Annotated in this window: 16 protein-coding genes and 2 pseudogenes; 16 read left to right on the forward strand and 2 right to left on the reverse strand. The window is 34.4% G+C overall.

Annotation, left to right across the window (positions count from 1 at the left end; all coding sequences use genetic code 11):
• Positions 1-64 precede the first annotated feature (64 nt).
• The 8 genes and pseudogenes from G7059_RS03015 to G7059_RS03050 all read left to right on the forward strand — a co-directional run bounded on the left by G7059_RS03015 (position 65) and on the right by G7059_RS03050 (position 10,314).
• On the forward strand, positions 65-316 hold the full coding sequence (locus G7059_RS03015) for a PTS fructose transporter subunit IIB (RefSeq protein WP_255489642.1): 252 nt from the start codon (positions 65-67) through the stop codon (positions 314-316).
• A complete protein-coding gene (locus tag G7059_RS03020) occupies positions 316-1,407 on the forward strand; it encodes a PTS fructose transporter subunit IIC (protein WP_166080622.1) in 1,092 nt (363 codons plus the stop codon). The genes G7059_RS03015 and G7059_RS03020 overlap by 1 nt, the downstream gene beginning before the upstream one ends.
• Positions 1,408-1,437: 30 nt before the next feature.
• Positions 1,438-2,288, forward strand: a pseudogene (locus G7059_RS03025) (ketose-bisphosphate aldolase).
• 13 nt (positions 2,289-2,301) lie between these two features.
• Positions 2,302-2,964 (forward strand): Asp/Glu/hydantoin racemase, encoded by a 663-nt coding sequence (locus G7059_RS03030; RefSeq protein WP_166080623.1) that lies wholly within the window; start codon positions 2,302-2,304, stop codon positions 2,962-2,964.
• On the forward strand, positions 2,957-3,991 hold the full coding sequence (locus tag G7059_RS03035; RefSeq protein ID WP_166080624.1) for a transaldolase family protein: 1,035 nt from the start codon (positions 2,957-2,959) through the stop codon (positions 3,989-3,991). Before G7059_RS03030 ends, G7059_RS03035 begins: the two co-directional genes overlap by 8 nt.
• Before the next feature lie 14 nt (positions 3,992-4,005).
• On the forward strand, positions 4,006-5,517 hold the full coding sequence (locus G7059_RS03040; RefSeq protein WP_166080626.1) for a PRD domain-containing protein: 1,512 nt from the start codon (positions 4,006-4,008) through the stop codon (positions 5,515-5,517).
• A 251-nt stretch (positions 5,518-5,768) separates the two neighbouring features.
• Positions 5,769-8,219, forward strand: a complete 2,451-nt coding sequence (locus G7059_RS03045; protein ID WP_166080627.1) for a Cna B-type domain-containing protein — start codon at positions 5,769-5,771, stop codon at positions 8,217-8,219.
• A gap of 340 nt (positions 8,220-8,559) precedes the next feature.
• A complete protein-coding gene (locus G7059_RS03050; RefSeq protein WP_166080628.1) occupies positions 8,560-10,314 on the forward strand; it encodes a MucBP domain-containing protein in 1,755 nt (584 codons plus the stop codon).
• Positions 10,315-10,527: 213 nt separating this feature from the next.
• Here G7059_RS03050 and G7059_RS03055 read toward each other — a convergent pair whose 3' ends face one another.
• Positions 10,528-11,484, reverse strand: a complete 957-nt coding sequence (locus G7059_RS03055) for a TDT family transporter (RefSeq protein WP_166080630.1) — start codon at positions 11,482-11,484, stop codon at positions 10,528-10,530.
• Between the two features lie 21 nt (positions 11,485-11,505).
• Positions 11,506-12,441: an NAD(P)/FAD-dependent oxidoreductase gene (locus G7059_RS03060; protein ID WP_166080631.1), complete on the reverse strand. Its 936-nt coding sequence runs from the start codon at positions 12,439-12,441 to the stop codon at positions 11,506-11,508.
• Positions 12,442-12,931: 490 nt separating this feature from the next.
• Here G7059_RS03060 and G7059_RS10390 point away from each other — a divergent pair, with 490 nt between their 5' ends.
• The 8 genes and pseudogenes from G7059_RS10390 to G7059_RS10640 all read left to right on the forward strand — a co-directional run.
• The gene (locus G7059_RS10390) at positions 12,932-13,168 is read left to right on the forward strand and encodes a hypothetical protein (RefSeq protein ID WP_205700233.1); all 237 of its coding nucleotides are present in this window, start codon (positions 12,932-12,934) and stop codon (positions 13,166-13,168) included.
• Positions 13,169-13,266: 98 nt separating this feature from the next.
• The gene (locus tag G7059_RS03065; RefSeq protein WP_166080632.1) at positions 13,267-13,446 is read left to right on the forward strand and encodes a hypothetical protein; all 180 of its coding nucleotides are present in this window, start codon (positions 13,267-13,269) and stop codon (positions 13,444-13,446) included.
• A gap of 193 nt (positions 13,447-13,639) precedes the next feature.
• A complete protein-coding gene (locus tag G7059_RS03070; RefSeq protein ID WP_166080633.1) occupies positions 13,640-14,266 on the forward strand; it encodes a hypothetical protein in 627 nt (208 codons plus the stop codon).
• A 291-nt stretch (positions 14,267-14,557) separates the two neighbouring features.
• Positions 14,558-15,811 carry a hypothetical protein gene (locus G7059_RS03075; protein ID WP_166080634.1) on the forward strand — a complete coding sequence of 418 codons (1,254 nt, stop codon included), beginning with the start codon at positions 14,558-14,560 and terminating at the stop codon, positions 15,809-15,811.
• 38 nt (positions 15,812-15,849) lie between these two features.
• The gene (locus G7059_RS03080) at positions 15,850-17,961 is read left to right on the forward strand and encodes a hypothetical protein (protein WP_166080635.1); all 2,112 of its coding nucleotides are present in this window, start codon (positions 15,850-15,852) and stop codon (positions 17,959-17,961) included.
• Between the two features lie 32 nt (positions 17,962-17,993).
• Positions 17,994-18,602: a signal peptidase I gene (locus G7059_RS03085; RefSeq protein ID WP_166080636.1), complete on the forward strand. Its 609-nt coding sequence runs from the start codon at positions 17,994-17,996 to the stop codon at positions 18,600-18,602.
• 11 nt (positions 18,603-18,613) lie between these two features.
• Positions 18,614-18,847 carry a hypothetical protein gene (locus G7059_RS03090; protein WP_166080637.1) on the forward strand — a complete coding sequence of 78 codons (234 nt, stop codon included), beginning with the start codon at positions 18,614-18,616 and terminating at the stop codon, positions 18,845-18,847.
• A gap of 38 nt (positions 18,848-18,885) precedes the next feature.
• Positions 18,886-18,945 (forward strand): annotated as a pseudogene (locus tag G7059_RS10640) (hypothetical protein); the annotation flags it as partial.
• Positions 18,946-19,577: the final 632 nt, after the last annotated feature.

Raw genomic sequence — 19,577 nt, forward strand, 5'->3', positions numbered from 1 at the left:
AAATTGTTGGAATTACAGCATGTCCTACAGGAATTGCTCACACATATATTACTAGAAAAAAATATTGGAAGCAGCAAAAGAACTAGGACATGAATGTACGATAGAAACGCAAGGAACAATCGGAGTAGAAAATCAACTTCTGAAAGAGGATATCGAAACCTGTGATGTTGTTATTCTAGCTGTTGATGTAAAGATTTCCGGAGAAGAAAGATTTAGAGGGAAGCCGGTTGTTAGAGTTCGAACAACTGAAGCATTAAAAAATCCTAAAGGGTTGTTAGAATCCATAGAGAAAAAATTAAAGGAGAAAGCAAAATAATGTTTAATTTGAAAGATCTGAAAAAGCATGTAATGACAGGTATCTCCTATATGGTGCCTGTGGTAGTTGGTGCAGGATTATGTCAAGCACTTGGTTTTATCATTGGCGGACCTGATGTTGCGAAAAATGTTGGCAGTATTCCATATATGATTTACAAGACAGGAAACCTAGCCATGGGTACGATGATTATTCCAGTTATTGCAGCTGCAATTGCTTATTCAATCGCAGATAGACCTGGTATTGCTCCAGGACTTGTAGTTGGTTTAGTTAGTTCTGAAGTTAAAGCTGGGTTCTTAGGCGGTATCGTAGGTGCTTTATTTGTTGGATGGTTAGTAAATATGATGAAGAAACACATTAAACTTCCTCAAACAATGCAAGGGCTCATGCCAATTTTAATTATTCCATTCTTTGCATCACTAATTAGTGGGATCATGATGTTTACGGTTCTTGGGATTCCTATTGCTTACATTATGGATGCATTTACAGGATTCTTAACTAGTCTATCATCAGGATCGAAATTTATTTATGGATTTGTTATGGCAGCAGGTAGTGCATTTGACTTTGGTGGTCCTATTAACAAAACTGTATCACTATATACTACTGGAATGTTAGCTGATGGAATACTAGAGCCAAAGGCAGTTCATATGGTTGCATGTATGATTCCACCAATGGGTGTATTAGTTGCTTGGGGATTATCTGCACTATTTAAAAAAAGAATTTGGACAAATGCAGAGAAAGAAAACCTTAAAGCATGTTTCCCAATGGGTGTATGTATGATTACTGAATGTGTTATTCCTCTTGCGATGAATGACTTATGGAGAATTGTTTTATCGTCAGTTGCAGGTGGATCAGTAGCTGGTGGACTTGTAATGATGTGGGGAGTACAATCGCCAGTCGCACACGGTGGTTGGTTTGTCATTCCGACTTTTACACATCCAGAAAAATTTGTAATCGCGTTAATTATCGGAAGTATTATTATGGGTGTTGTGTTATTCGTAACAAAGAAACGACTTACTGAAGACCAAGCAAGTATTGGTTTTAGTACAGAAGAAGATAGCTCATTTGATACAGAGTTTAGCATTGAATTCTAGAAAGATTAGGGACTAAGAATGTTATTAAATATGAGAGATTTATTAAAAGTTGCAAAAGAAAATCACTTCACAATAGGAGCATTTAATGTGACGGAGGTTTCAAATTTCAACTGCGTATTTGAAGTAGCAGAAGAGCTACAATCACCTACGATTATCGCGGTAGCAGTTAATGAGTTGGATTTTTGCGAAAAAGAATATTATAGCTATATTAGAGAAAAGTTAATGAACAGTCGTGTACCGTATTGTCTACATCTCGATCATGGTGATTCAATGAAGTCATGTCTCCGAGCAATACAATCAGGATTTACATCTGTAATGATTGATGGTTCACATCTACCATTTGAAGAAAATATTGCAATTACTAAGCAAGTTGTAGACATAGCGCACTTACTCAATGTTTCAGTAGAGGGAGAGTTAGGAACAATTGGAGACTTAGGCAATAGTGACGAAGGTGGGGCAGAAAAAATAATATTTACACAACCAGCTGAAGCAAAAGAATTTATCGACCGAACTGGTGTAGATACCTTAGCAATTGCTATTGGAACATCTCATGGACTATATCCTGAGGGGTTCAAACCTGAACTTCAATTAGATTTATTAGCAAAAATTGTTGAAAAAGTTGACTTGCCCTGGTCCTCCACGGAGGATCAGGGCAAGATGATAATCAGATTAGAGAAGCTTCGAAATTAGGCATTCAAAAAATAAATGTTGCTAGTGAATACAAAGCAGCAATTTCGTTCGAACTTGCTCGAATTATTAATGAAGAACAAGATTTTAAGTTTTCAAGAACATTGCCAAAAGCTATACTAGCAGGTAAAGAAGTAGTTAGACACAAAATGAAGGTATTCGGATCCGATAATAAATCACATCTGTATTACTAATGAGGAGGCATGTATGAAGGTAACAATGATTCACACAAGTCAAGTATCTGTAAATGATCTAATGAACTTGTGTAATGAAATTATCCCCGGTGTTGAAATTACAAACATCATCGATGATAGTTTACTAAAAGAAGTAAAAGAGAATAACGGTATCACTGAGGCAATTATTAACAGAATGACATCTTATGTAAAAATTGCTGTCGAAAATGGGGCCGATATTGTTTTTAATCAATGTTCATCAGTAGGGGAAGCGTTTGATATTGCAATAAAAAACGTTGATGTTAAGACTTTAAAGGTGGATAAACCGATGGCTGAAAAAGCAGTAAACTTAGGGTCGAAAATTGCTGTTATTGCAACAGTAAGTTCAACGATGTATCCAAGTGCTAACTTAATTAAAACTACAGCTAAAGAAATGGGCAAAGAAATTGAAGTAGAAGAATTCTACATTGACGGAGCTTTAGACATACTTATGAAAGAGAAAGATGTTGAAAAGCACAATGAATTAGTACTTCGCACAATTGAAAAAGCACAAAAAACTAATGATGTTGTAGTATTGGCTCAAGGATCGATGTATGTTCTACATGAGCAATTGAATCAGTTTAAAAAACCAGTTCTCGTTAGTCCACGACTTGCAATTGAAAGACTTTCTGAAATGTTAGGAGATTTACATGAATAATAAGTATTTTAAAAGAGTAATAGATCAAACACAAACACAGTTTTGGATCAATAATGTTACAAAAGAAGAAGCACATTTAGCGATTCAAAACGGAGCAACAGGGTGTACTCAAAATCCATCGTATGTATGGAAGATGATAGAGAATCCAAATGAAAATGGTAAAGTTAACGAGATTATTAAGGAGCTAAAGGAACAGTATGATGACTCAAATGAAGTACTAATTCAACTCCAAAAAATCTTAGTTGAAGAAATTGCAGAAATATTTTTGCCAATGTACGAAGAGTCTAAAGGTAGATATGGATATGTTAGCATTCAGTCAGATCCTACAAATGAAACATACGAAGAAATTATGAGAGAAGGGATGCTAAATACAGAAAAGTTTCCAAATCTTATGATAAAAATACCAGCTATTCCTGATGGTATTAGAGCGATAGAAGATCTAGCAAGAATTGGCAAACCTATTAATGCAACAGAAATAATGTCGGTACGACAAGGGGTTGATGTTTGCCATGCATACAACCGTGCTATAATTGGTATGCAAAAAAAGGCACCAATTTACTATTCACATATATCTGGAATTCTCGATGAATACTTAGCGAATTATGTAAAAGATAACAACGTGGATATTTCACCTGACTATTTATGGCAAGCAGGAATCGCTGCAGCAAAGAAAACATATGAAATATGTAATGAAATAAATAATGAAGTGGGATTTATTGGTGGAGGGGCACGAGGACTCCATCACTTTACAGAAATGGTTGGTGCTGATGCATGTATTACAATCAACTGGAAAGGAACAGCAGATAAACTCTTAGAAGAGAATCCTGTTGTAGTACAAAGATTTAATTCACCTGTACCACAAATTGTAATTGACGAGCTGACAGATAAAATTTTAGACTTCAAAAAAGCATATTATATTAATGAGATTACTCCAGAAGAGTATCATCATTTTGGTCCGGTAGTATTGTTTAGAAATAGCTTTGTAACGGCTTGGGAAAAAGCACGAGATTACATTAGTAATATATAGTTGAAGGGGATATTATGACCAATAGGAGAGTAGATACATTATTAAGATATCTTATAAATCAGGATGACTATGTGCCTGTAAAAACTATTGCGTTATTTTTGAACGTTTCTACAAAAACAGTGTATCGTGATTTAGAGCTCGTTAAATCAATAGATGGTATTGATATCGAGATAAAAAGAGGTACCGGAGTAAAAATCAATCTACTTGACGGAGCGTTTCTAGAGAACTATGAAAAGAGTGTTGAGATAGGTGAATCAAATTCACAACGCAGAAAAGAAATCATTATCAAACTCTTAAAACAATCCGATGAAAGAACGTCAGTACAAAAACTATCAGAAGAATATTATGTTTCGCAAACCTCAATATTAAATGATTTGAAATATATAAAGGGTTGGTTAAAAAGTTTCAATATTTCACTAGAAAGTGACTATGACGGAACTTCTATTGTTGGAAGTGAGAAGGATATTAGAAATGCTTATAATTCCGCACTAATGCCACTGACTCACGATTTCACTTATATCTTATCACCTTCAGAAAGTAGAATAGAGGATTCTACCTTAAATATTCTCTCCAAGGAATTTGGATATGATAATGTAGATTATGTAGAACTATTAGTAGGGAATTTAGAAGAATCTTTAGGGTTCGAAATTGTTGATCCATATTATATTAACCTAATTACTCATATATTGATTTTGGTACAACGATTAAGAACTGGGAATGTTGTTTATAATGTTAGCTTAAATACCACCGATATTCGAGCACATTACTTAACAGCGGCTACTCGAATAACTGACCAATTATCTGAATATTTTGAGATTTCTATCCCAGAAGAAGAAACACTATACATATATCAGCATATAGACTCAATAGGTGGAAACATAAGTACTCATGATCGAAACGAACAGTTTAAGAAGTATGAATCTCGGGTTTCAGATTATTTGGTGAACTTCTGTGATTCATTGATTACGGAAACATATCGTGAATTATCAATTTTTCCAAGTAAAGATGAGCAACTTCGAGGATTTCTGCTTGTTCATTTGCATGCAGTAGTGAACAGAATGAAGTATGGTATCAAGATTCGTTGTCCGCTTAGAAAAGTTATTTTCGAAGAGTATAACAATGTCTTTAATGCAGTAAAAGTTGCATCTGCGAAATCAATGGAAAAATATTACCCTGAATTCACCTTATCTGACGACGAATGTTGCTATATTGCTCTATACTTTCAATCACAAATAGAAAAAGATAAGTCAAAAAAATATCGTGTTCTAGTAGTTTGTAGTAGTGGGGTGGGAACTTCACAAATGGTAGTATCAAGGCTCAAGGGAAAATTAGATAATTTGGAAATAGTAGATCATATTGCTGCATCATACCTCAACAATGATTATATATCATCAAAAAAAATTGACTTTATAATTTCAACTGTGAATATTGATAAAAAATCAATAGAGGTACCAATAATACTGATTTCTGTTTTAGTTAGTCAGATGGACGTTGACTCAATTAATGAACAGATAAGATTACTTTAGTTATAGAAATAGTAATAATATTATGTCAATTTAGATCATTCAAAATCCTACAATAGTGAATTACATATTGAGGATAATTAGGATGATCTTTTTTTTTAATTGATATCAATAAGTGAATTATATAATAAATAGACAGTTCGCAATGCAAACAATATCGTGATAATATTTATATAGTTAACAAAGTTAACTATTTGTTTTGCAACATAAAAAGCGAATGTATGAGCTTTGAGATGTATTAGGAGGGAAAAACATTGAAAGGTTTAAAACGATTGTTTGGAATTGCAACATTAGTATTACTTATGATTTTGACGATTGCACCAATTAATACTTTTGCGAATGAAACCACCCAGGGCGCAAATAATAAGGTAGGAGAAGAACCCAAAATAGGAAAGGTTACAGTTGTCTATGAGGCAAAATCACCAATTAAGCAGTTAAAGGAAATTGAACTTACTGGAGAAGTTGGAACTGCCTATAGTATCAACATCCTTGATTTTGAAGGATACACATTCACCGAAATTGCTCCACCTGATGGAGGTCACGCACAACTAGAAGGTTTCTTTGAAGAGCAAGAGCAACACGCTTTTCTTTACTATGAAGCCAACATTTTTACAACGATTAAATTAGGAATATCAATTCTAGATAATAAGAATATAAAAGGTCAACGTCCAGATACATACACATTTTCTATTTATCGTAGAGATCCTTCTACAGGAGTGGAAACATTGTTTCATACGGAAATTCTAGATATTACAGATGTATCAGAAGATTACCTATATGAATCTAGAGAGATAGAGGATGAATATCCTCGCTTTAATAGTGAAGGTAAAAAGTATGAGTATCGGCTTGAAACTCAGGAAATGCCATACTATAAAAACACTGATAAAACGTTAGATTTTAATATTTGGACCAATAACATGGATGTTACTATTGAGGAAGTGAATATTGCTGATACTGTAGATATCACTATAAATAAACGCTTTGGAAGTGATATTGATACCCGAAGAAGATCGATGAATAGTCCAAAGCAAGGGGTGATTCCTCAACGTCCTGAGTCTGTGACAATACACGTAAAGCGTGATGGCAGTGATATAGTGGGAAGTCCGGTTGTTTTGAATGACGCAAATAATTGGGAAGCAAGTTTTAATGACTTACCAAATATAGATAGCTCAGGAAAAGAGATTCAGTATGAAGTTATTGAAGACCACATACAAGGATTCCATTCAGTAGTAAAAGTGAACTCTGATGATACAAGTGCATTCAATAATAAAAGATATTTATATATTAGAGTAGTTAACCAGTATGTTGTGGATATAACTGCTACAAAAGTATGGGTTAATGCACCAACAGTAAAACCAGATGTCACACTTCAGTTACATATAGTAGAATACGAATATGATTTCGAACTGGGTGCAGAGGTAGAGCGAGAAATTCCAATAGGCGATCCAGTAGTTCTGAATAACGGCCAAACTACTGCTACTTGGTCTAATTTGGATAAGTACACTGAAATGTTCGGAGAGTTTTTTGAAAACGTATATATAGTCAGAGAATTAGACGTTTTAGATGACTACTTAGTTGAATACTCCGAAGATACCTACACAATTACGAATACATATACACCACCAGTAGTTCCTACAGTCGATATCACCGGTGCTAAGACATGGGTTGATGACAATGATGCAGCAGGCTTACGTCCAACATCAATCACCGTCAACTTACTAAAGAATGGAACCAAAATTGATTCTGTAGAAGTAAAAGCAGACAATGGTTGGAAGTATTCCTTTACAGGTTTACCAAAACAAGAGAATGGACAGGATATAGTTTATTCGGTTAGTGAAGAGCTAGTACCAGAATATAATGTGAGTTATCAAGGTTATGATATTACGAATACATATACTCCACCAGTAGTTCCTAAAGTTGATATTAACGGTACAAAAACATGGGTTGATGACAATGATGCAGCAGGCTTACGCCCTACATCGGTCACTGTCAGCTTACTAAAGAATGGAACCAAGATTGATTCTGTAGAAGTGAACGCAGACAATGGTTGGAAGTATTCCTTTACAGGTTTACCAAAACAAGAGAATGGACAGGATATAGTTTATTCGGTTAGTGAAGAGCTAGTACCAGAATATAATGTGAGTTATCAAGGTTATGATATTACGAATACATATACACCACCAGTAGTTCCTACAGTGGATATCACCGGTACTAAGACATGGGTTGATGACAATGATGCAGCAGGATTACGTCCAACATCGATCACCGTCAACTTACTAAAGAATGGAACCAAGATTGATTCTGTAGAAGTAAAAGCGGACAATGGTTGGAAGTATTCCTTTACAGGTTTACCAAAACAAGAGAATGGACAGGACATTGTTTATAGTGTGAGCGAAGAGGCAGTGGCTAAGTATGTAACGAGTTACCAAGGTTATGATATTACGAATACATATACACCAAAAGCACCTACAGACCCTGAGGTTCCAGTTGAACCAACTGATCCAAAAGATCCAGTGGTTCCTACAGATCCCGAAGTTCCTGTAATACCTGTAGAACCAATTGAACCTGGTAATCCTTCCGAACCAGAAAGTCCTCAATTACCAAATACCGGTACCTCCAATATAGTGCTAGTTATCGCAATGATATCAATGCTATCAGGTTTGATTCTGCTAATAAGTACAGATAAAAGAAGAGTGATGAAATAGTTAATAATAATTATGGATATTATCGCTGTAGCAAGTTAACTATTTTGACTAAATAATATCCGAAAAAATATGAAGGATTGATTTCTGTATTATACAGAAATCGGTCCTTTTTGTTTTTTAGTGAAACTCATCTTCAGTTTATGTTTTCTAAGTATTTTCTTGGTCCACAAAGTTAATTCAATGTAATGGTTAGGAACATAAAGATTGATATCTTTAAACACTAAAATAATTTATGACAAACTATACACGATTACCATAATATGTGAATTTAACATAATTGATTTCGGTCTATGATGTGAATAAGGTGTTATGATATGCATTTATAAGGAGGGAATATAAAATGAAAAAATTCTATAAAATGATTGTTTCTATTCTGATTACTCTATTTGTCCTTGTAAGCCCGTTATCAATAAATGCTGAAAACCAAGAAAAAACAGGACGACAGTTAATTCCTGATCCTGTTTTCTATAAATATATTATGGATAGATCAAATTTGAGTCCAGATTTCACTGCAAAAGATTTAGAAGAGAAAGTAACGTCAATTCGATACTATCCTGTAAACAACGAAAGAATTAAAGATATTACTGGTATTGAACATATGACAAATCTAAAATTCATTGATTTGCAGTTCAACGACATCAGTTCTCTTGAACCTCTTAGGAAAGCAGAATCTTATCCTGAATTAGATCAACTTATGTTGTCAAACTATATTCCAACATATAGCTATGAAGGAACAAATGTTGTTACTGACTTATCAATGTTAAGTGGTACACGTTTCCCTAAACTTACTAAAGGGATTCATTTAGTAAATACTAAGATAACTGATGAAGTACTCGCAACATTACCACAAGAAGATAGAATTCCTAAATTATTCATTGACTTGCAAGGTAATGAGATTACGAATATCGAACCTTTGAGAGTTTATCGTGATGCAAATATTGTTAGACTTGATTTCAATAAAATTAAAAATATTGAACCAATATCTGAAATGAATGAGTTTTACTACATCTCACTTCAAAACAACTTGATTTCTGACCTGAGTGGACTTGAAGGATTTGAAGGTAGCATAGATGGTGAGTTAATACTTCATAATAATAACATTCTCGATCTTTCGCCACTTAATAGTTTTAAGGGCAGTTGGATCAATGCGGCTGGATTTAGTGACCATACATCAGGATACTTTCCAGAAGAAGGTACGTACTGGAATGGTGGTCAAAGAGTCAAACTTACCACACCAGTAATTGGGAATCTTGAGACTGGAGAAGTCACTGTAGAATCATCAGCTATCTATGTAGATGGTGATCTTTCTCCAATTGTTGAAAACTCTACGAATATGATAGATGGAGATGTAATTGGTGCATCTAAAAAGTACATTCTTGATCCAAGTTCCACAGATTCAATAAGTTATGTTGCACGTTCATACTTTAATGTAAATGGTGTAAATGTTGCCTATTATGGAACAATTGAACAACCTATCATTTGGAAGTCATCACAATCAAGTGTCAATGTTCATTATGTTGATGAAGAGGGTAATAAGCTCGTTGATTCTATTGAACTTGATGGAACGATTGGTGATTCGTATATTACAGAAAAAATAGAAATTGAAGGTTATACTTTAAAAGAAATCATTGGAGAACCAACAGGTATTTTTGAAGACACCATAAAAACAGTGTCATACGTATATACTAAGAATACTCCAGTAGTAAATAAATACACGGTACGCTACACTGATGGTGTTGACAACGAAGTAATCTTTGAAGATCAAGTTTACTCAAACATCGTTGAAAACAGTCAAACTCCATCATTCCAAGGAACACCAACACGATCGGGATATACCTTTGAAGGTTGGTTGCCAAATGTAGCAGAAACTGTCACAGGTGATGCTACTTATGTTGCCCAATGGAAAAAAATAGAAGTTGTAGAACAACCTACAGAACCTACAGTACCAACTGAACCTGAAACACCTAAACTTCCAACAACAGGAGTATCCGATAATCAAAGAGGATTAACGATTGTAGCTCTTGGGGGTTTATTAATGGGTATTAATAGTTTCAGGAAAAAGAACACATCTAGAAATCATAAAAAAGAAGAATAGTTGAGAAGTCTTCTTTCTTAAACTGCTAGAATATTCTGATATCCGTAAAAATAATAAAGCAACTGTGCCTCGATAGGTGCAGTTGCTTTTATGTATGAAATGACACTAAACTTTAGTTATCTTAGTTTTGTAGTATCTAGCTATTTTTCTCCAGAAAAAAACTGAAACAAGTTTAGTAACATAAAGTTACCATTGCTTATTTCAGTTGTTTTTTTATAGGCTATCACTTGCTTCTTTACGAGCACAGATATTCAAAGGCTTAAATACAAAGTGTTGTATAAAGAGACCGAGTACAAATAATACAAAGAATAATGCAAAGCTATATGTAATCAATGCAAGGAACTTAATGAATACAAATGTAGTTCCTTGAGCTAATAAGTAATTTTGTAATGATTTTGTAGCTACTCCACTTACGACCATAGGGAATGTTAGTGAAGCATAGCTTGGGTTGAAGCTTACTCTTAACAGTGCTGGTATTTTAAAGACTACGTAAGCCCACAAAGCAAATGCAAATCCAAAGAGTATCCATACAATGCCTACCTGTGCATTAGCTTTGTATAATGCAAGATATGCGTTAAGTAACACACTTGCTGGTGAAGCTAGAATAGCAAGTGTTGGTACCATAGGTTCTGGTAATCCCTGTACACGATATATTCGTATTAACACTAATGGTAATATAACCAAGAAAGCTATAAAGCCAAACCAGAAGAGTACCTTACCTAAAATTACCTGATTGTATATTCCTGCAAAGAAAGCATTAACACTAATTCCTACATACACAATAAATGTACTTGGAAAGATTAGCTTGAGTGTTGGCTTCTTACGAAGGATGTTTAAGTGAATCACAATTAGTACTAAGCTTAATGCAATTCCACTAAACCACAACACTTTCGCTAGGTTAGCGTTATAAGGGAGAATATAGATCGATAAGATTGATAGGGCCATTGGAAAGGTTGCAGCAATACCAGTCAAAGCTGGATTCATAATGTCAGAAATAACGCTGTTAGAGTCAAAAAGTAACTTGTTTATCAACAATACGATAATGATTGATGCAATGAGTGCAAAGAAAGGTCTTGCCTCTGGGATAAAATTACCAATGGAGCTAACTCCAAGAAGTAATCCCGATAAAGCGAGTGGTGTTTTCTTTGCGATATTTTTTATTGTGTTCATAGTATTCTCCCTTAAATCATCTTATTTAAATGCTTGTTCTTGAATATATTGAAAAGCATTTTGAGCAGTAATAGCACCATCATTTGTAGCAGTAACAACTTGTCTTAGTTTCTTCTGAATGACATCACCAGCGCCAAAGATACCCGGTATAGCAGTCTCTAAGTCTTCATCAACAATGATATATCCTTCATCATCTAAGACACCATCTAGGTCCTTTAAAAAGCCAGTTGCAGGAATAGCACCAATGTATGGGAAGAGACCATCAGAGTTCACTTCAAGATCCTCTCCTGTCGGTGAATGTTGGAACTTAACACCACCAAAGCTTCCATCGTCATTAATAATGTATGAACTTGGTGTATGTTCGCGAATGATATTTATTTTTGGATTACTTAATACTTGTTTTTGTGCAATAACATCTCCTCTAAAGACATCACGACGAATAACAAGATCAACTTTATTTACAAATTGAGTTAGGTAGACAGCTTCTTCTAATGCAGAGTTTCCACCACCAATAACTACAACGTCTTTATTTCGGTAGAAAGAACCATCACATACTGCACAGTATGAGATTCCCTTTCCTAGAAGCTCATCATCTTCTTTGAAACCTAATGTTTTTTCGTTTGTACCTGATGCAACGATTACTACTTTACTTAAGTATTCTTCCCCAGCAGTAATAACACGTTTGTATTCACCTTCATCCTTAATGGATGATACTTCTCCGTATTGATATTCAACACCTGATTCTGTCGCATGTTCAAACATCTTCATAGAAAGATCAACACCGTTTATTTCGTTAATACCAGGATAGTTTGCGATTTCATCGGTCTTAACCATTTTTCCACCTGGAGCTTGGTATTCAAGGACCATTGTGTTTAATCCAGCACGACCTGCATAGATTGCTGCTGAAAGTCCAGCTGGACCTCCACCAATAATAATTACGTCATAATTTTTTGTCATAATAGCACCTCTTACATTAAAATATTCTCGTTCGATAGGGGAGACATCAAGTATGTTTTAGGAGAATTTTAAGGAACGTTTAGTTTGCCTCACGCAAGGTTCACAACGGGAGATATGTTATCTACACAGGATTGAGATATGTATCATACGTTCTTAGAATTAACTTAATGTCTCTTTACCGAATCAAGAATCATGGAAGAACACCTTTGTTCAACCATCTAGTTGAATACTACCACACAGACATCTCTTCAACAAGCTTAATGCTCAAACTTTGTACATTATTATTATTTTTTCACAACCAAGCAAACTTTAGCTTGGTTTTTCTTGTTTTTACGCCCTAAAATCATCAGAATTAAAAATAAATCAATTATATTCACTGTGAGCTTAGGAAAAGAGATAATTCCTAACTACTTTATTTATGATGGGTGCAGTCTAAATAATCGACATTCATCAAAACAGGTCTTGATATGAAAGAAATTTACGCACAGAAGTGAATAGAGAGGAGAAGTGCGATATCAGTACCGAAAAAATAAATCAGAGAAAAAAGTTAATTATTTTAAGAAAATTCTTAGGACTATTTAATTTTGTCGCTTATTTATTAATAAGAGAGTATAACAAAAATGAATTTTTACTCTCTAGAATCATTTCTAATCATCCAAGAAGTTCCATTGAGGAACCTCCTAAACTTCTTAATAAACTCTCTTGGATGATAGAAATTGACCGTTAGAAAGAGAAGTGATTGATAGGAAAGCATTATCAAGGTTATGAGACGTAATAAGTAAAAGAAAATAGAAAAGAGTGATATTAACAACGAAAATAGCAAAAATGAAAAAATTTAGTAAATTCTTAGGACTATTGATTATTGTCGCTTATTTATTAATAAGAGAGTATAACAAAAATGAATTTTTACTCTCTAGAATCATTTCTAATCATCCAAGAAGTTCCATTGAGGAACCTCCTAAACTTCTTAATAAACTCTCTTGGATGATAGAAATTGAGCGTTAGAAAGAGAAGTGATCAATAGGAAAGAATATATGAAGAAATGTGTGTCAAAGAATGGAAATGAAATGAAGAAAGTTTGTTCACAAGTGACTAAACTCCTTGTATTCAATCACTTGATAGATTTATTAAATCTAAAACGTATCGTATATTGAAAAGATACGAAGAAAGTAATGGAAAAAACACAAAGAAAGGGCTAATGAATGACATTAGCGTAGTGGATAAAGAAATGTTAAAAGGATTAAAATCTTTATTAAAAAAAGTATTCTCAGAAAGTAAAAAAGAAGAAGCCGAAGTAAACAAATCGATTTCAGTATTCAATGATGATAATGAGTGGTACGGAGACGTTGATCCAACTACCTTACGAGTTTTTGATGGTGTTTCATATGATGAGGATGGAAATGAATATGATGTTTCAGAATCAGAGCAGTATTATGCTGAGTGCAGAAGAAAATTTTATGCCGCAAATGAAACAAAAGAAGAAAAGATAGATGAAAACAATAAGGAGATAAAATCAGGAGATACTGCAGAAGCAAGACGTCGAAGAATGCATCATCTAAGGTTGTATTTTGAGAGCCTTGATGAAGATGTAGAAATGTTTGAAGAAAAAGACGTGCTTCAACCCGAAGAGTATCTTAGCTTCGAAGATGATTTCTTAGAACCCGAACTATTTCAATTCCTTATTAGAGATTCGAAGAGAAACGACTACTACAGGAAATTACGGGATGCAGATTACGCAAATGTAAAACTCGAAATAATGGAACGTCAAGACGCGGAAGAGTTAAAAATGCTTGGAATATTGAGAACTAAAAAAATGGATGCATAAAATGAGTAATCGTAAGATATTGCAGATGTAACACAGCCAGTTTAATTGAACTCTTAATCTTGAAAAATAAAGAATGAGAACTAAGTAAGAAGAAGATTAACACTCTTCTTCTTTTATATTACCTTTTGGGCATTTATGTATTACAAAAAGTCTGAAGGAATGCCGTTGACTCATTATGATACCAAACATAAAGTAAGGGTCTTATAGAATCTGTGGTGAAATCCCCCTTTAGTCTACTTTAAAGAGACAGGGGTGATTATTCCATTAATTTTTAGGAAAGGAAGAAGAAAAATGGGTGGAGAGAATCACAGAAAGCAGATAGGCTTTGGGATGGTTGTTTTAGTGTGTGCGTTAATAATTACTGCAACATTCACATGGAACGATATTTCCCAACACAAAACGAATCGATTTAATACTACTGATGTGCGTTACAACGTAGTACTTGTCGAAGAGTTTAATCCAAATGAAGCGAAACACTGGTTTAAAGATGAATCAATTGAAAAGAAACTAAGTGTTCGTAATGGTCAGGATGGCGACGACAGAGCAACCTATGCATTTGAAGATGCATACATCCGAATTCAGTTAAAAGAATACTTTGCGATAAACAAGATAAATTATATTTATAGTGACAAGCGTTACATGGTTGATCTTGATGGAAACTTCATTAAAGAATTAACACAAGAAGCAGTTACAGATTGGATGTCTGCTAACGGTATTGATGATGATACACGAGTAGAGCTAGTCAAAGGTTTCTATGATGATGTTGAGTATTACTATATCGCTACAAAATATGGTGATGTCAATGGGGAATACGGAAAATTCTTGGTAGTTGATGTAGAAACTACAGAAAGTGTCTCATTAGTTCCAGGACAATCAAATCAAAGTGCAGATGCAGAGACCAACCATCATGCAGAAACAAACAAAGAAGATGAGTACTTTGTTCATAAATGGAGTGAGACAAATTTCCAACTTGCACACGCAGATGAAAACAGTCCATTCTCTGAATACATTAAATGGAATCTTGGTGATGACATTATTACTTTAGAAAGCTGGATTCAATCTGGTGCAGAAGCAACTAAGAAATGGATCTTAGATACAAGTAGTGAAGAAGGTTGGGTTTATTGGGGAGAGCGTCTTGTTCATAACAACACCGTTACTGATATTGACTCGGTAACTACAAGCTTCTTTAAATCTATTACACTCTTAAAACAACCTGACGGTATTGCAGACTACTTTATTCATGCAAACCTTGATGCTGTTGGAGTACAAGACATTGGTTTGTGGACAGATGCTCCAGTAGAAATTATTTCAGCACTTAAGGATTGGAAGCCACGTCTTCGAGACTTAGTTACAAAGACAGAGCAAAAAGACTTAACAGGTTATACTACTGAATCAGTGGATCACCTAACAAGTATCTTAAATGGATCTAAAGAACTACTAGAAAATGCAGAAGCTACACAGTTAGAGTTCGAGCTTGCTTACTCCAATCTTAATTCAGCAATCATAAACTTAGTTCTCTTACCTGAGGCTGAACCACAACCTTAGACCTATGATTTACCAACTGAATAGAAAGGAGAACTCGAATGTTTAAAGATAGTAAAAAGAAAACAGGGTATGCACTTATTCTTGTGTGTATGTCTCTTTTAGTCACCGCTACATTTGCAGTTAGAGATATGGCACAACATAAAACAAATCGAATACAGACGACGTTCTCTAGAGATAATGTTGTGTTAATTGATGACTTCAATCCAATGAATGCAAAACATTGGAAGTTAAATGAAGTTATTGATAACTATGTATTTGTACGAAATGGTCAAGATGAAGACGATAAAGACCGATACATTTATGAGGATGCCTATGTTCGATTACAGATAAAAGAATACTTAGAGTTTGTAAATTACGAGTATGTATATAGTGATGTACGTCTGATGGTTGATACACAAGGTAATTTCATTAAATACGATACGTATGATTCTTTAACATCGTGGATGCAAGAAAACAATGTTCCTCAAGATGCACGAATCATCGAACTACAAGGGTATTATGATGATATTCCTTACTTCTATATTTCCACCCAATACTTAGATGCCAATGGAGAGTACGGTAAGTTTTTAATTATGGACAGACTTACTGACCCCGGCGTATCTGTAGTAATTAATCAAGAAAATCAATCGCTTGATGCCAAAGAAAGACATCATGATATCAGTAATAATGAGGACTTGTATACGGTTCATACATGGAGTGACAAGGAGTACTTCTCCTATGCTGATTTAAGTAATCCAATACCTCAGTACATACGTCTCCATTTGGGAGAAGATGTAATAAGCTATGATGAATGGATTGCATCAGGTGCAGAGGCAGTACAAAAATGGATTCTAGACACGAATAGTGAAGAAGGATGGGCTTATTGGGGAGAAAAATTAGTCCACAATAACCGAATCAGTGTTGAATCAATGACGGCTCCTTTATTAGAATCAGTTGAGTTAACCAAACTTCTCGAAGGACAAGCAGAGTACTATAATCACATTCACATGGACGCAGTATCATTTGATCAGATGTACCTGTGGGAAGATGCACCTGAAGAAATATTTGCGGCACTTGGAACGAGGAACAACGCAAGTCTTGATTTATTAAGAGATGAAATACAGGTAATGCTTGATGACATTGAGATAGATAATTATCAAGCGTATTATGACTTAATTCCTATTTATGAGGATGCACTAGAAATTGTAAGTCATCGTGACTCTACAGAGTCTCAGCTGTTAGTAGTAAGGGATAAATTACAAAGAGAATACGATCAATACATAAGTAATGAGCAAGCTTATTTTGAGAAATGTAAAACAAATCTATTTTCAGCAATAGAGGTTAAAGACTTCTCTGTTATACTTACAGATACTAAACAAAAATATGATGTAGTATATAGTAACTCCATTCCGATAATTGAAAATCAAGAGTCAAGTGAGAACAGTGTTAAAGAAGCAACTAAAGCACTTAATATTTCATTCTATGGATTAAAACTTGCGAAAAATGGACCGTCAATCGATCCGGATGGAAAGATTAGAAACTTTGCGGGTCAAGATTGGGTTGTTTTACATGAAGATGGGCAAGGACATGCATTGATAGCTCTGGATAGGCAATTAACTGATACTGAAATAATTAGTATGGGTTTATCTAGTGATGCAGTTCACAACGAAATAAGTGCAAATAAATTCCACAGTTCTTCTCAAAGTTATTTTCCGGGAGGATACTTAAATTCAAAACTTAAAGCGATAGATGAAGGGTTCTATAATCAATACATTAGTGATAATGTTGATAACTTAGCGGTATTGCCAGTGAAAATTGAACAAGAAGAGAGATTGGATACTTTAGAAGATAGTACTAATAGAAAAGATAAACCAACAAGTATTAATGAAGGAGAAGGAATGAAAACCTCATTCTCGTTATCTATTTCAGACATAAACTATTACAAGATAATGTTGAATAGAGATTCATTTGGAAAGTTATACATATATCCAACATTTAATTTTTGCTTTAGCCTCAGAAGTCCGGGAATACAAGCAAATACAAGATTGGGTATTTATAGTTATTTTAATAAGGATACGCTAAAGTTTCAAAAAAACATTATTCTCGAACAATCTATAAGTGCAACATACTATCCAATCATTCCTTGCATGTGGATAAACGTCAGTGAATAAGTCTTCTTCCCTTCTAGATTACGGTGAACATAATGACTATTAATGCCTTAAATCCTAAAAATAAACAAAATACCACACCCAAACCTAGAACGTATAAGGCACTATCACTGATGTACAACCTATTCTATTACACCTTTGGTTTACTATTCATCGTTGTAGTGGCGTTCTCTGTTCAGAGTGGTAACCGTTATGCATCTCTGCTTGGATATTCAACGTTCTATGTAGAGACTCGAAGCATGGATTCTGTGATGCCTCGTGGTTCATTGATTATTGTTAAAGAAATTGATAAGAATGAATTAGTTATTGGGGATGATATTACGTTCTTTGAACCAATAACTGATTCGCAGCTTACAGCAGGGAGAATCATCACCCATAGAATTATTGAAATCGATACGCAAGTGAGTACGCGTGAGCGATCATTCAAAACCAAAGGTGTTGATAACCCTGCACCTGATAAAGAAAAAGTCAGTGCTAATAATGTTATTGGTAAGGTAATCTTCATTATTCCAGGCCTAGGAGTGTATTTAACTTATATCAAAGAACGGGCCGTGACCGTTGTGATACTTGGAGTATTGATCTTACTGTTTATTCGCTTAGCAATGCAATATTTTAAACAAACGAAAGAAGAGAAGAAAGAGTAGGAGTAATTGTTATGCAAAAGAAAACATACCTTAATGCAAATATTTATGCAGTATTGGTATGTTTTTTTGCTGTGATTGCTTTGACCACAATATCATCGTGGTACGATTCTTTTCAACATAAGACTGATCGATTAAAAAGTTATGCTGAAGATCGTGATGTTGTACTGACTCTTAGAGGGAAGAAAGAAGACGGAACACGGATTGAGGGGTTTCTTCCAGGGGAGTCTTTGAACTATATGAAGTAGATACAGATAGACGATATGATACACGTCAGTATAAAACAAATATGAAAGGTGAGATTTGGGTTACGAATCTTGGAATAGGTTCGTATTACTTTAAAGAAGTCATTCCACCTTTTCGATTCACATATGATATCGATGAGGATAAACAAGATATCACAGTCTACCCATTTGAAGTTACTCGGGAAAGTAGTCGAGAAGTACCCATACATGTGGAAGTAGATAATATACTTATTGAAGCACAGTTAAAGATTTCAAAGACAGTTGAAAATAGAGATGGCACGGCTTTGAGTGATACACAAGTTGATGAACTCTTTTCATTTGAAGTGTGCTTTGATGATAGAATTGATAACCCTAATTATATCGATGATCAAGTGTATACCTACCAGATTGATAAAGGTCCAGTACGAACAATACATAATGGTGGTGTTATTCTTCTAAAGTCAGGACAACAAGCTGTATTTAAAGAATTAGAATATGCAACTAGGTATGCAGTTAGAGAAATCAATTCGTTTAGTTACAATATTGAATCAATTCACTCAAGAGGAATACTCCTAGCGACACGTAATGTTGAGTATAAAAACAAAACAAAGATACCAATTGAGAGTAGTTTGAAGTTTACTAAAACAGTTGAGAATGAAGATAAGACAGAACTTAGACCAGATCAAACGCAAAAGAACTTTGAGTTTACACTAGAGTTTAATAGTAGCGAAGCTTATCTTGCTCAAATAGGTGA

It is taken from the genome of Erysipelothrix sp. HDW6A (assembly GCF_011400295.1).
GTDB lineage: Bacteria > Bacillota_I > Bacilli_A > Erysipelotrichales > Erysipelotrichaceae > Erysipelothrix.

Coding starts and splice junctions, on each gene's coding strand:
- G7059_RS03020 (WP_166080622.1), top strand. CDS start 316: ATGTTTAATTTGAAAGATCTGAAAAAGCATGTAATGACAGGTATCTCC.
- G7059_RS03030 (WP_166080623.1), top strand. CDS start 2,302: ATGAAGGTAACAATGATTCACACAAGTCAAGTATCTGTAAATGATCTA.
- G7059_RS03035 (WP_166080624.1), top strand. CDS start 2,957: ATGAATAATAAGTATTTTAAAAGAGTAATAGATCAAACACAAACACAG.
- G7059_RS03040 (WP_166080626.1), top strand. CDS start 4,006: ATGACCAATAGGAGAGTAGATACATTATTAAGATATCTTATAAATCAG.
- G7059_RS03050 (WP_166080628.1), top strand. CDS start 8,560: ATGAAAAAATTCTATAAAATGATTGTTTCTATTCTGATTACTCTATTT.
- G7059_RS03055 (WP_166080630.1), bottom strand. CDS start 11,484: ATGAACACAATAAAAAATATCGCAAAGAAAACACCACTCGCTTTATCG.
- G7059_RS03060 (WP_166080631.1), bottom strand. CDS start 12,441: ATGACAAAAAATTATGACGTAATTATTATTGGTGGAGGTCCAGCTGGA.
- G7059_RS03065 (WP_166080632.1), top strand. CDS start 13,267: ATGAAAAAATTTAGTAAATTCTTAGGACTATTGATTATTGTCGCTTAT.
- G7059_RS03070 (WP_166080633.1), top strand. CDS start 13,640: ATGAATGACATTAGCGTAGTGGATAAAGAAATGTTAAAAGGATTAAAA.
- G7059_RS03075 (WP_166080634.1), top strand. CDS start 14,558: ATGGGTGGAGAGAATCACAGAAAGCAGATAGGCTTTGGGATGGTTGTT.
- G7059_RS03080 (WP_166080635.1), top strand. CDS start 15,850: ATGTTTAAAGATAGTAAAAAGAAAACAGGGTATGCACTTATTCTTGTG.
- G7059_RS03085 (WP_166080636.1), top strand. CDS start 17,994: ATGACTATTAATGCCTTAAATCCTAAAAATAAACAAAATACCACACCC.
- G7059_RS03090 (WP_166080637.1), top strand. CDS start 18,614: ATGCAAAAGAAAACATACCTTAATGCAAATATTTATGCAGTATTGGTA.